The sequence below is a fragment of the Micromonospora sp. PTRAS2 genome (assembly GCF_054052245.1).
This window is the reverse complement of record NZ_JBSWBU010000030.1, coordinates 1-13,222: the sequence shown is the minus strand read 5'-3', so window position 1 is coordinate 13,222 and position 13,222 is coordinate 1. Positions and strand designations below refer to the sequence as shown.

At 70.1% G+C, this 13,222-nt stretch carries 11 protein-coding genes; 10 read left to right on the top strand and 1 reads right to left on the bottom strand.

Features of this window, described 5'->3' with window-relative positions; genetic code table 11:
- Together ACVMYR_RS32845 and ACVMYR_RS32840 are read left to right on the top strand one after the other, a co-directional pair.
- Nucleotides 1-471: RICIN domain-containing protein (locus ACVMYR_RS32845; protein WP_457123671.1), on the top strand; the 471-nt coding region annotated here is incomplete at its 5' end.
- A gap of 184 nt (nt 472-655) precedes the next feature.
- Nucleotides 656-2,641: an alpha-L-fucosidase gene (locus ACVMYR_RS32840; protein WP_387164561.1), complete on the top strand. Its 1,986-nt coding sequence runs from the start codon at nt 656-658 to the stop codon at nt 2,639-2,641.
- A 29-nt stretch (nt 2,642-2,670) separates the two neighbouring features.
- Here the strand turns inward: ACVMYR_RS32840 and ACVMYR_RS32835 are convergent, their stop codons facing one another.
- Complete coding sequence (locus tag ACVMYR_RS32835; protein ID WP_199486145.1) at nt 2,671-3,723, bottom strand: LacI family DNA-binding transcriptional regulator; 1,053 nt, start codon at nt 3,721-3,723, stop codon at nt 2,671-2,673.
- Nucleotides 3,724-4,027: 304 nt separating this feature from the next.
- Between ACVMYR_RS32835 and ACVMYR_RS32830 the strand changes: the two genes are divergently transcribed.
- From ACVMYR_RS32830 to ACVMYR_RS32795, 8 genes are all read left to right on the top strand, one after another.
- Nucleotides 4,028-5,221, top strand: a complete 1,194-nt coding sequence (locus ACVMYR_RS32830; protein ID WP_052503945.1) for an extracellular solute-binding protein — start codon at nt 4,028-4,030, stop codon at nt 5,219-5,221.
- Nucleotides 5,218-6,342 (top strand): ABC transporter ATP-binding protein, encoded by a 1,125-nt coding sequence (locus tag ACVMYR_RS32825; RefSeq protein WP_043968203.1) that lies wholly within the window; start codon nt 5,218-5,220, stop codon nt 6,340-6,342. Before ACVMYR_RS32830 ends, ACVMYR_RS32825 begins: the two co-directional genes overlap by 4 nt.
- Entirely contained in the window at nt 6,339-7,283 is a 945-nt protein-coding gene (locus ACVMYR_RS32820; protein ID WP_043968204.1) for an ABC transporter permease, read from the top strand. Before ACVMYR_RS32825 ends, ACVMYR_RS32820 begins: the two co-directional genes overlap by 4 nt.
- On the top strand, nt 7,280-8,170 hold the full coding sequence (locus ACVMYR_RS32815; RefSeq protein WP_457123670.1) for an ABC transporter permease: 891 nt from the start codon (nt 7,280-7,282) through the stop codon (nt 8,168-8,170). The genes ACVMYR_RS32820 and ACVMYR_RS32815 overlap by 4 nt, the downstream gene beginning before the upstream one ends.
- Nucleotides 8,171-8,209: 39 nt before the next feature.
- Nucleotides 8,210-9,325, top strand: coding sequence for a Gfo/Idh/MocA family protein (locus tag ACVMYR_RS32810; RefSeq protein WP_043968205.1), 1,116 nt, complete (start codon nt 8,210-8,212; stop codon nt 9,323-9,325).
- A complete protein-coding gene (locus ACVMYR_RS32805; RefSeq protein ID WP_043968206.1) occupies nt 9,322-10,248 on the top strand; it encodes a DUF6807 domain-containing protein in 927 nt (308 codons plus the stop codon). Before ACVMYR_RS32810 ends, ACVMYR_RS32805 begins: the two co-directional genes overlap by 4 nt.
- Nucleotides 10,242-10,961 carry a cupin domain-containing protein gene (locus ACVMYR_RS32800; RefSeq protein WP_144420411.1) on the top strand — a complete coding sequence of 240 codons (720 nt, stop codon included), beginning with the start codon at nt 10,242-10,244 and terminating at the stop codon, nt 10,959-10,961. The genes ACVMYR_RS32805 and ACVMYR_RS32800 overlap by 7 nt, the downstream gene beginning before the upstream one ends.
- 177 nt (nt 10,962-11,138) lie before the next feature.
- On the top strand, nt 11,139-12,911 hold the full coding sequence (locus ACVMYR_RS32795; RefSeq protein WP_343448534.1) for a hypothetical protein: 1,773 nt from the start codon (nt 11,139-11,141) through the stop codon (nt 12,909-12,911).
- The last annotated feature ends 311 nt before the right edge of the window (nt 12,912-13,222 follow it).

Sequence of the window (13,222 nt, the reverse complement as noted above, 5' to 3'; positions counted from 1 at the left end):
GGCGGTGACCTGTTCAACCTCGACTGGTGGCAGTTCGCCACCGGCAGCACTCCCGCCGCGTCGTACCGGGTCACCAACCGCAACAGCGGCCAGGTCATCGACGTGCAGTCGCCCAACCTGAACGACCTGGCCGTCATCGGCCAGTGGACCAGCAACGGCAACGCCTGGCAGCAGTGGCGGTTCAACGACGCCGGCAGCGGCAACGTCACCCTGCAGAGCGTCAACAGCGGCAAGTGCGTGGACGTGCGCGACTTCTCCACCGCCGACGGGGCGCAGATCGTCCAGTACACCTGCCACGGTGGGGCGAATCAGACGTTCACCTGGCGCTCGACCGGCGACGGCTACTACCAGTTGGTCAACCTCAACAGCAGCAAGTGCCTCAACGTCGTCAACGGCTCCACCGCCGCGGGCGCCGCCCTGGAGCAGCGCACGTGCGGCTCCGCCACCAGCATGCAGTGGTCCCGCGCCTGACGGCCGGAGACCCGCCTCCGTCGGCGCCGGCGTCGATCTTCCACGCCGGCGCCGACGGAGGGCGACCGCGGCTGCGGTAGGCGGGCGCATCACGCACGAGCGCAGGTGACATCCGAAGCTGGCCGCCTGCACCGTCCTTCCGCCCCGGCTTCGACTCCGAACCACGAGAAGGGACCGCCCACCCATGGACCTCACCACCCCGCACCTGAGCCGCCGCCGGTTGCTCGCCGCCGTCGGGCTCACCGGCCTCGCCACCGCGACCGGCCTGACCCACGCGCGTCTGGCGCTGGCCACCGAGGGGCCGCAGAGCTACACCGCCACCTGGGCCTCGGTCGACCAGCACCCGCCGGCCGCCGAGTGGTTCCAGGACGCGAAGTTCGGCATCTACTACCACTGGGGCGCGTTCAGCGTCCCGGCGTTCGGCAACGAGTGGTACCCGCGCAACATGTGGAACACCGGCTCGGCGGAGAACAACCACCACAAGAGCGTGTACGGCGACCCGTCCGCGTGGCCGTACCACAACTTCATCAACGGGGCCCGCGACAAGGCCGGCAACTTCGTCCAGTTCGCCCCGAAGCTGAAGTCCACCGGTGGCAACTTCGATCCCAACGAGTGGGCGCAGTTGTTCGCCGACGCCGGGGCGAAGTTCGCCGGCCCGGTCGCCGAGCACCACGACGGCTTCTCGATGTGGAACAGCAGGGTCAACGAGTGGAACTCGGTGGCCCTCGGCCCGAAGCTGGACCTGCTGCGGCTGCACGCCGACGCCATCCGCGCCAAGGGCCTCAAGCTGTTCGTGTCGATGCACCACCAGTGGAACTTCGGCGGCTATTACCAGTATGTGCCGGCCCAGTCCAGCACCACGCTGCGCAAGCTGTACGGCCAGCTCGACGCCGCCACCGAGCAGCAGCTCTGGTCCGACAAGCTGCGTGAGGTCATCGACGGCTACCAGCCCGACCTCATCTGGCAGGACCTCTACATCGGCCGGATCGATGAGTGGCGCCGGCTGGAGTTCCTGGCCTACTACTACAACAAGGCCGTGTCCTGGAACAGGGACGTGGTCGCCACCTACAAGGACGGGTTCAACAACCGCGGCGAGGTCTACGACTACGAACGCGGCGGCCCGGCCGGCATCCAGACCCCGTACTGGCTCACCGACGACAGCGTCTCCAGCTCCAGCTGGTGCTACACCCAGGGCATCGGCTACTACTCGACGAAGGCGCTGCTGCACGCGCTGATCGACCGGGTCAGCAAGAACGGCACGATGGTGCTCAACATCGCCCCGATGGCCGACGGCACCATCCCCGCCGGCCAGCGCACCATCCTCCAGGGCTTCGGCGACCACCTGCGTCGCTTCGGCGAGGGGCTCTACAACACGCGAGCGTGGTCGACCTTCGGCGAGGGCCCGACGCAGATGGGCGGCGGCTCGTTCCAGGCGCCGCGCGAGGGCAACGCGCAGGACATCCGCTTCACCCGCAGCAAGGACAACACCGTCCTGTACGCGACCGTGCTGGGCTGGCCGGGCGCCACGCTGACCATCGCCACGCTCGGCTCGAACCGGATCAACCTGGGTAACCTGACGTCGGCGCGGCTGCTGGGCACCACCGCGGGCACCTACATCGACCTGCCCCGCACCCAGGACGGCGGCGGCCTGCGCCTGACCATGCCGTCGTCCAACGCCCCGTTCAGCGCCTTGGCGTACGTGGTGAAGCTGACCTTCTCCGGCCAGATCCCCGCGCCCGGCACGGGTCCGACGCCGACCGGCTACGTGAAGATCAAGAACGTGACGACGGGTCTGGTGCTGGACAGCGGTGGCAGCGTCGCGTCGGGCGCGGTGGTGAAGCAGTGGAGCGACGGGAGCAGCACGAACCTGCACTGGCAGTTGGTGGACGTCGGCGGCGGCTACTACCGGATCGTGAACCGCACCAACGGCATGGTGATCGACAGTTGGGGCAACACGGCGAACGGGGCCAGCGCGTTGCAGGCGCCGTGGAACGGCGGCAACAACCAGCAGTGGCGGTTGACCAGCATGGGCAACGGCCGCTACCAGCTCGTCAACCGGGGCACCGGCACGGCCCTGGACGGGGCGGGCAACGCCACGTCGGGATCGACGGTGGGCATGTGGGCGCCGGACAGCAGCACCAACTTGCAGTGGAGCGTGACCGCTGTCTGATCCCCGTTCTCGGGTTGAGCGTGGTGGGTTCAACCGGTCGGTGCCGGGCCGGTGGATTCGCGTAGCACCAGGCGGCTGAGACCGGAAGGGGTCGGAAGGCTGGTCGGCTCCTCGCCGCGAAGGAGGGCGAGGAGCCGACCCATCGCCTCCCTGCCCTGCCGCTCCCGATCGATGCTGACGGTCGACAGCGTGGGACGCATGAACCTGCCGATCTCCTCGTCGTCCCAGCCGACGACGCTGACCTGCCGGGGCACGTCGACGTGCAGACTCTGCAGGCCCTGGATGACCCCGAAGGCGACCCGGTCGTTGGCGGCGAGCACGGCGGTGGCCCCGCACCGAGGGATCACCGTGGTGGCGGCTTCCCAGCCGGAGCGCACGGTCCAGTCGCCCTGGACCACGGCGCAGGAGGTGAGGCCGAGTTGCGCGATGGTCGTCTCGTAGACCGTGCGACGGTTGCGCGCGGAGGCCCACAGGTCGGAGCCGGCCACGTGGACGAAGCGCCGGTGGCCGTCGGCGGCGAGCCGACGGACGATCTCGGCCATCGGCGAGGCGTCCGCCAGCAGGCCCTGCGCCCGCATGTTGTCGTCGTACTCGCCCTCGACAACCACCGGCACCGGGAAGGAGGCCACATCGACGCCCGCCATCCCGGTGGTGAGCGGAGTGAAGGACAGGATGCCGTCCACGTTCTCGGGGTGCAGCAGGATGCGTATCCGCTCGGCCCTGGCCGACGCGTCTCCCTCCAGCCCGACGACGTCCAGCAGGTATCCGAACTCGTGGGCCACGTCGGCGGCGCCGTTGAGCAGCCGCGTCGGCACGACGTCGGCGGGTCCGGGCAGCACCACGGCGACCCGGCCGGACCGCCGGGTCCGCATCGACCTCGCGGCGAGGTTCGGCCGGTAGTTGAGTCGCTCGATGGCCTGGGTGACCTTCTGCAACGTCTGGGGCTTGAGCCCTCCCTGACCCCTGAGGAAGCGGGAGACGGTCTGGTGGGAGACGCCGGCCGCGCGAGCGACCTCGTGGATCGTGGCGGCCCTTCCGGTGCGGCCGTCCGGTGCGGGTTGCCCGATGGCCATCTTTCTCATACCCCCTGGTTAGAGCCGGTGAGCGATGGGCGTTGACAGAAAAGTGATCGATCACTATTCTTGGCCATCACATAGACGTCAGTCTAATTTTGCTGTGGATCCTCGACAGAACCGAGAGCGGTCGGCTCATTGACGCCGGTCGCCATCCGTCAGTAGGGTACTGCGCTCGGTTCCGGCGCGTCCGGCCCGGGCGCAGCCACCGTGTCGACACGACCCGCGTCGGGTGTGCTCGCGCGTCCGTCGAATCACGGGGTGTCCACGTCGGTCGGCGTCAACTTTCCACGTCCGTTCAGGAGGATCGACCATGACGAGTTACCGATCCGCCGCGCTCGCCACCGCTCTTGCTCTCGCGGCCGTCACCGGCTGTGCCGCACCGGACCGCGCCCCGATCGCGGCCCCGCCGACGACGGTGCCGGCCCTGCCGTCCGAGCCGGTCGAACTCCGCATCCTGGACGTGTCCGGGGTCCTCGCCCTGACCAAGCCGATCATCGAGAACTTCGCCAAGGAACATCCGCAGTTCGTGTCGTCGGTGCGGTACGAGAGCGGTACCCCGAGCGACGTCGTCGGCAAGCTCTACGCCCAGCAGCAGTCGGGCAACGTCACCGACGATCTGGTGCTCACCGGCACCGAGGGGCTGTCCCTGCTCGCCAAGCAGCAGACCGTCGTACCGCTGCTGCCCGGCTATGCCTCCGCCCTGCCCGATCCCGCCACCGTGATGACGCCGGCCGCCCGACAACTGCAGGACGCCCTGGCGGGCAACGGCATGATCATCTCCGGTCAGCCGGACGGCCCGGTGCTCGCGTACAACACCCGGACGGTCCCGCACCCGCCGAAGACCGCGCAGGACCTGCTGGCCTGGGCGAAGGCCCATCCGGGCCGATTCGGGTACGCGGCCGTACCGACCGGCAGCGGGCCGGCCAACCAGTTCACCGACGCGCTGCCCCACATGCTCGGCGACACGAATCCGGCCGACCCGTCGACCTGGACGAAGACCTGGGCGTATCTGGAGGAGCTGAACAGGTACACGGCGCCGTACGCCACCAAGACCGTCGACACCTTCGACGCGCTCGCCAAGGGATCACTCGACATCGCGGTGAGTGAGACCGGATTCGACGTCCAGATGAAGGCCAAGGGTGTGCTCGGTAGCCACTTCGCCCTACAGGCCTTCGACAACCCGTACACGATCGAGGTGGCGCAGTGGGCCGCCGTGCCGAAGGGTGTGGACCCGGATCGCCTGGCCGTCGCGCTGGCCCTGATCACGTATCTGCTGCAACCCCAGCATCAGGCGCTGACGATTCCGTTCCGCGCGGCCTTCCCGGTCCAGGGAGTGGACCTGTCGATGGCTCCTGCGGATGCGCGGACGCGGTACCAGCAGTTCGGGAGCCCCGATTTCAACCAGCGGCTCCTGGCGACGGCGCAGGTCAGGAATCCCGTGGTCGGCGACCACGTCCAGGCCAAGTACGACATCTGGAACAAGCTGATCGGCTCGAAGAAATGACCGGTGAGCACAGCGCCGGTGGTGCGCTGCGGATCCGCGCCCTGCGCCGGAAGTTCGGCTCGTTCGCCGCGTTGGAGAGCCTCGACCTCGACGTTCCGGCCGGCGAGTTCGTGGCGCTGCTGGGCCCGTCCGGTTGCGGGAAGTCGACGGCGCTGAACCTGCTGGCCGGACTGCTCGAACCGACGACCGGCGCCATCAGCCTCGATGGCCGGCGCATCGACCGGCTGCCGCCGGAGAAGCGCGGCATCGGGATGGTCTTCCAGAACTACGCGCTCTTCCCGCACCTGACCGTGGCCGACAACATCGCCTTCGGCCTGCGGATGCGCGGCTGCCCGAAGCCCGAACGGGTCGAGCGGGTCCGGCGGGCGCTCGACCTCGTACGGCTGCGGGCCCAGGCCGACCGGTATCCCCGCCAGCTCTCCGGCGGCCAGCAGCAACGGGTGGCGATCGCCCGCGCCGTCGTCGTCGAACCGCGCCTGGTCCTGATGGACGAGCCCCTGTCCAACCTTGACGCGAGCCTGCGGTTGGATCTGCGCACCGAGATCAGGTCGCTGCATCAGCAGCTCGGCCTGACCACGATCTACGTGACCCACGACCAGGTCGAAGCGCTGTCGCTGGCCGACCGGCTGGTGGTGCTCCGCGACGGGGCGGTCCAGCAGGTGGGCACGCCCGCCGAGGTGTACGAGCGGCCGGCCAACGCGTTCGTGGCCGCGTTCGTGGGCTACCGCAACAGCGTGCCGGGGAAGCTGACCGCCGGGGTGGTCGACGCCGGTCCCGTCGCGCTCCGGATCGACGACCCCGGAAGCGGCCTGCCGGAGCAGGGCAGCGTCGTCGCGATGATCCGACCCGAGGACCTGCTGATCACCCGGGAATCCGGCGGCGGCACGGGGAACGAGCTGTCGATCGACGTGCGCGTGTGCGAATATCAGGGCCGGACCTTCGCCGTCGAGGGGACCGGTCCCGGCGGCCACCTGCTGCACGGTCGGTCGGACCAGCCGTTCCGGCCCGGCGAACGGGCGGTCGCCGTCGTCGCGCCGGATCGGATCCGGACCTTCCCCGCACCCGCGGAGGCGGCGCCGGCCATCGACCGTGCCCTGCTGGTCGGCCAGGAGCCGTCGTGAGGGCGAGCGGGCACTCCGGAGCCGCCGCCGCCGGTCCCGACCACGCCGAGGCGTACCGGCCCCGCTGGCGGGACCGGGCCCGCCAGCGGGGCGTCACGCCGACGCTGTGGCTGGCCGTACCCGGCGTGGTGTTCATGGTCGTGTTCTTCGTCTATCCACTGGGCTACGGCGTCGGGCTGTCCCTGCAGGGGGCGGACGGCTGGTACTCGGCCTATCACGATTTCTTCGCCGACCGGCTGGTGAACAACCACGGAAGCCGCGAGTCGATCCTGGTCACGCTGGAACTGGCACTCGCCGCCTCGATCATCAACGTCGCACTGGCGGTGCCGATCTCGTACCGCATGCGCCGGCGGGTCCGCGCCAAGCGCACCATCATGGCGATCGTCCTGGTGCCCATGACCCTGGGCACCGTCTTCGTCGCCTCGGCGATGAAGGAGTTCCTCGGACCGTCCGGCTGGCTCAACCGGGCGTTGCTGAACACCGGGGTGATCGACCAGCCCCTGCAACTGGTCGGGAACTTCACCGGGGTGCTGCTGTCGTTGGTGTTCACCGGGCTTCCCTTCGCGTTCCTGCTGATGGTCGGCTACACCTCCGGCATCGACCCCAGCCTGGAGCAGGCCGCAGCGGTCTGCGGTGCGCGTCCCGCCCAGCGGTTCTGGCTGGTGACCTTCCCGCTGCTGCTGCCCGGGATGACGATCACGTTCTGCCTGTCGTTCGTGCTGGCGTTCGGAGTGTTCCCCTCGGCCACCCTGGTGGGTAACGACGCCGGCCCGACCCGCGTGCTCTCGAAGATCGCCTACACCGAGTACAGCTACGGGCACTACCCGACCGCGTCCGCCACCGCCGTGGTCATGGCGGTCGTCCAGCTGGCCGTCCTCGGCCTCGTGCTCTGGGGGCGTGGTCTGTTCCACCGGGGGCCGACCAGCGGGGGCAAGGGATGACCGACGTCGCCGTCACGTCCGCCGAGGAGAACACGGCGACGCTCCCCGAAGCCGGACGCCGGCCCATCCGCCACACGCTCACCGGCGCGATCACCTGGGGCGGGCTCTGGCTCTTCGTCGGGGGCCTGCTGCTGGCCGTGGCCACCGTCCTGCTCGCCTCGCTCACCGCGCAGCTCGCCGAGGGCTGGTTGCCGCGCACCTACACCACCCGCTGGTACGCGCAGTCGTGGGTGACCTTCGACCTGGGACAGCTGCTGGTGACCACGGTCGAGGTCGGGGTGGCCGTCGTGGCGGTCACGCTGGTGGTCGCGCTGCCGACCGCGTACGTGCTGGCCCGGCTGACCTTCCCGGGCCGCAAGCTGCTCCTGTTGCTGTTCCTCGTGCCGCAGGTGGTGCCCGTGATGACCTATGCGGTGCCGCTGGCGACCCTGGTATACCGGCTGAGACTCAACGACACCCTGGCGGGGATCGTGCTGGTCAACCTGGTTCCCGCCATCCCGTTCGCGGTCCTGGTGCTCATCCCGTTCGTGGAGCAGATCGATCCCCGCGTCGAGCAGGCGGCTCGGGTATGCGGGGCGACGAACCGACGTGTCTTCGTGCACATCCTCGGACCGTTGCTGGTGCCCGGCCTGCTCGCGGCCGGTGTCCTGACCCTGGTCCGGGTGGTCGGCCAGTTCGAACTGACCTTCCTCGTCTCCGGACCGGACAGCCAGACACTTGTCGTCGCGCTGTACGGCGCGGCGGTCCAGGCCGGCGAGCTCGCCTCGCAGGAGATCAACGCCATGGCGGTGGTCTACATGCTGACCACCCTCGTGCTGCTGCTCGTCGCCCTGCGGTTCGTCGATCCGACCTCGGTGGCCGCTCGGGACCGTCGGTCCGGCCGGTGAGCCCGTCGCCATCGAACCAACCCCGAAGGAGTCGGCCGCGTGACACGTCGAAACGAGCCCATCCGGGTGGCCGTGGTGGGAACCGGCGGAATCGCCACCAGTAGTCACCTGCCCGCCATCCAGGCCCACCGGGACCGGGTCGAACTCGTCGCCGCGGTCGACGCGGACCCGTCCCGGGTCGCGGAGTTCTGCGAGCTGGCCGGCATCACCGCTGGCTACACCGATCTCGACGAGATGCTCGCCGCGCGACAACCGGACCTGGTGCACGTGTGCACGCCACCGGCCGAACACGTCGGGCAGATCGAAACAGTCCTCTCCACCGGCAGTTGGGCCTGGGTGGAGAAACCACCGTGCCGCACGCTCGCCGAGTTCGACCGGATCGCCGTGGCCGAAGAGGCCAGCGGGGCGTACGCCTCGGTGGTGTTCCAACACCGGTTCGGTTCCGCCGCGCGGCACGCCGCCGCGCTGATCGCGGCGGGTGAGTTGGGCCGACCGCTGCTGGCACAGTGCACGACCGCCTGGTACCGCCCGCCCGCCTACTTCACCGTCCCCTGGCGCGGTAGCTGGGCGTCCGAAGGAGGCGGTCCGACCATGGGACACGGGATCCACCAGATGGACCTGCTGCTGACCCTGCTCGGGCCCTGGGAGGAGGTGACCGCGATCGCCGGGCGGCTGGACCGCGACGTCGAGACCGAGGACGTCTCGCTCGCCCTGCTCCGGTTCACCAACGGCGCGCTGGCCAGCATCACCAACAGCGTCCTGTCGCCCCGTGAGGAGAGCTACCTGCGGATCGACCTGTCCGACGCGACAGTCGAACTCACCCACCTGTACGGCTACCGCAACAGCGACTGGACGTACACCGCCGCCCCGGAGGTGGACGAGGACCGTCAGCGGCGATGGCAGCCGCCGGAGGCCGACGTACCCAGCTCACACACGGCTCAGTTCTCGCTGGTGTTGGCGGCGATGCGGGCCGGAGTGCGCCCACCAGCCAGTGGGGCGAGCGCACGGCGAACCCTCGAACTCGTCACCGCCCTCTACCAGGCAGCCCTGACCGGCCGGTCGGTCCGACGGGACGAACTGGTCCCGGCGAACCCGTTCTACCACGCCCTGCACGGCGACACGGCCGGCTGGACGCCGGCGAGGAGCAACGCATGACACGTGACCTCCCGAACAGCTCCGCGCTGCGGGTTCGGCACGACATCGGCACGGCCGTGACGGTCAGCGTGCGGCACCAGGAACTCATGTCGTACGTGTACGGCGCCGAAACGGATCCGTGGGAGTGCCCGGCGCCCTTCTTCCATCCGATCCGCACCACCGCCGGCAACCTCGTCTCGGCGCATCGCCCGCACGACCACCGCTGGCACAAGGGCCTCGCGATGACGATCTCCCACCTGTCCGGCGACAACTTCTGGGGTGGCTACAGCTACGTGCGGGACGAGGGCTATCGCCGGCTGGACAACGTCGGCTCGCTGCGACACCGCGCGTTCTCCCGGTTCGACGTCGGGGTCGACCGGCTCGACCTGACCGAGCAGGTGCGCTGGCACAACGCCCGGGGCCGGCACTGGATCGAGGAGCGGCGCGACATCGCCGTCCACGATGCCGACGCGGCGGGCGGCACCTGGGAGCTCACCGTCGCCACCGCGCTCACCAACGTCAGCGGCGGGCGGCTGGACATCGGCAGCCCCACCGTCTTCGGTCGGGAGGCGGCCGGCTACAGCGGCTTCTTCTGGCGCGGACCACGGGACCTGACCGGCGGCACCATCCTCGCCGCCGGTGGCCTGGAAGGGCCACAGGTGATGGGCCGGCGCGCGGCGTGGCTCGCCTACACCGGCCCGCACGACGTCGTCGACGCGTCCTCGACCCTGGTCGTGGTCCCCGATCCGGGCGCCGAGGACAGCCCGCCGGTCTGGTTCGTCCGCAACGAGCCCTTCCCGGCGATCAACCCGTCGCTGGCGTTCGCCGACGAGGTGACCGTGCCCGCCGGCGCCACCCTGCGACGTCGGTACCGCGTGGTGGTCGCCGACGGAACGTGGGACGCCGATCGCGTCGAGGGGTACCTGAAGGAGCACCCGTGGTGAATCTGCCCAACGGCGTCGGAGTCTCCGGGCTCGAGGTCTACCCCTGGGCGGCCTCCGACGGCTGCCACGGAGGATCGCCGCACCTGCACACGGCATGCACGGAGGCGTACGTCGTCGTCGGCGGGCGCGGCGAGCTGCACACGCTGACCCCCGCCGGCCCCGGTACCACCCCACTGCTGCCGGGCACCGTCGTCTGGTTCACCCCCGGGACCGTGCACCGGGCGGTCAACCTCGGCGACCTGCGGGTGGTGGTCATCATGGAGAACTCCGGACTGCCGGAGGCCGGGGACGCCGTCCTGACCTTTCCACCGGAGATCCTCGCGGACCCCGCCGCGTACGCCGAAGCCGCCAGTCTCGGGCCGGAGCCCGCCACCTCACCGGCGGCCGAACGCCGCGCCCGTGCCCGCCGTGACCTCGCGGTGCGCGGCTACCTCGCGATCCGACGCGACCTGGCCGCCGGTGACCCCTCGTCGCTGCGGGAGTTGTACCGCGCGGCGGTGTCCCTGACCACGGCCCGGACCGCGGCCTGGCACCGCATCCTCGACGCCGGGCCCGCCGCCTCCCTTCGCGAGGTCCGGCGTCGCCTGCGCTGCCTGGCCGACGGCTCGGGCGCGCACCTGGCCGAGGCGAACGTCCGCATGCGGACGGCGCCCGAGCCCGACCAACGGCCGTTCGGCATGTGCGGCCGACTCAGCCCCTACCAAGCGACCTGAACGCGGTCGCCGGCCAGCCGGACCACCGGAACCGTCACCACCGGTGCGGGCCCACCACTCGCACCACCGCACCACGCACCACCGCGCCGTGCACCGCCGCACGGTGCGCGTTCCGCCCGCGCGCCGGACGTCCGGCGCCCGCGGTTCCCGTCCCCGGATCTTCCCAGGAGGAGATCGATGACATCCGTCAGAGCAGGACGTACGTTCACCGCCGTCGCCGCCGGCATCCTCGTGGCCGCCGGCCTGGCCGCGGTCGAGGCCCCGGCGGCGCAGGCGGCGGCCACCAGCACCATCACGGTCGACTACGGCGCCGACCGGGGCCCGGCCACCCAGATCGCCAGCGGCTTCCTGCACGGAATCTCGGCGACCTCGCCCGCGCAGTATCTCGTGGACGGCGTGAAGGTCAGGTCGCTGCGAGGCGCCGACTACCACCCCAACCTGCCGAGCCTCTACGACACCGCGACGTACCAGCGGGTCTCGGCGACCGGCGCGAACCTGCGGGTCGGCCTCTACTACTACACGGCGAACCCGAGCAGCCCGTACCGCAGCTACCGCCCGGGTGACAACGGCAACTTCAGCACGTGGACGACCATCGTCAACGGCGTCGTGTCGGAGGCGGAGCAGAAGGGCTACCGGGTCAATGCCTGGATTCCCTGGAACGAGCCGGAAGCGCAGTGGGGGAGCCGTTACACCACCACCTACTTCCAAGCACACAAGGTGGCCTACGACGCGGTGAAGGCCCGCAACTCGTCGTACCGGGTCGAGGCTCCGGAACTGAGCGCCTACAACTTCACCAAGCTGCAGCAGTTCCTCATCTACTGCCGAGACAACCGCTGCCTGCCCGACGTCCTGTCCTGGCACGAACTGAACCCGACCACGACGGACGTGCCCGGCCACACGGCCCAGATCAGAAGCTGGATGCAGGCCAACGGCATCACCCCGATGCCGATCGCGATCACCGAGTACCAGGGCAGCAGCTACGGCAACCCGGACGCCTGGGCGGCGGGACCGAACGTCCGCTGGCTCGCCCAGTTCGAACGCAGCGTCCCCAACGGGCTGGAGGACGCGCTGACCTCGGACTGGGACTACATCGGCGACGACAGCAACTTCATCGCCACGCTGGGCAACTCCGCCGACAAGGCGACCGGAACCCTGCCCAAGGGCGTCTGGTGGAACTACAACACCTACAAGACGATGACCGGCCGGATGGTGAACGTCACCTCGTCCTCGGCGACCACTGTCGACGCGCTCGGCTCGCTGGACACCGGGCAGCGCCGCGGCGTACTACTGATCGGTAACCAGACCGCCGGCGACCAGGACGTGTCGCTACGACTCAACAACGCGTCGGCGCTGGCGCTGTCCAATGTCGTGCACGTGCGGGCGGAGCGGATCAGCAACGCGTCGACCCTCTCCGCGCCGACTGTCGTGTTCGACGCGGACGTGACGCTGGCCTCGGGCGGCGCCACGGTCCCACTCGGCACGTTGCCGGGTAACGCCGTGTATAAGGTCCTGGTCACCCCGGCCACGACCAGCGCGCCGGTCACTCGGTACGAGGCGGAGTCGCTGCCGATGACCGCCTCGCCGGGCCTGGCCGGCCGGGTCTTCACCGAGGCCGGGGCCAGCGGCGGTGCGGCGGCCGCCCTGGACGGAACCGCCAGGGGCCAGTACCTCCAGTTCACCCTCCCGGTGAGCACCTCCGGCGTCTACGACCTGCGCGCGGTTCTCAAGCGCCTCACCAACCGGGCGTTCCACGCCCTCTACATCGACGGCGTCATGGTCGGCCCACCGCAGGACGGGTACGGGAACGTGGGCTACTACGGGACCGACTACGGCACGGTATCGCTGGCCGCGGGCAACCACACCGTCCGGGCCGTGGCGGTCGGAAAGAACCCGAGTTCCACCGGCTACGTCATGGTGTTCGACCGGTTCGACCTGGTCAGGGTCGGCTAGGACCAGCTCCGGCTCCAGGCGTGGATGAGGGACGGTGGGTCGACCGCCTTCCGGTCGACCCACCGCTCGCCGCCGGCTCGCCCTGGTGGTACTTCGCCAGGCCGAGCCGGGGATATGTGGGCTGGGTTGCTGGTGGTCTGGGACGCGGCCAGGATCTTGTTCCAGGCGACCCGATCCGGGATCCGCGTCTCATGGGGCGCGGAACTCGAACCCGCGTTCACTCACCTGGGCGAGCGGCTTGTCCGCCGCGGAACAATCCGTGGCCGTCGTGGGAATGTCCGTGCCGGGCCCGGTCAACGGCTACCTGCCGC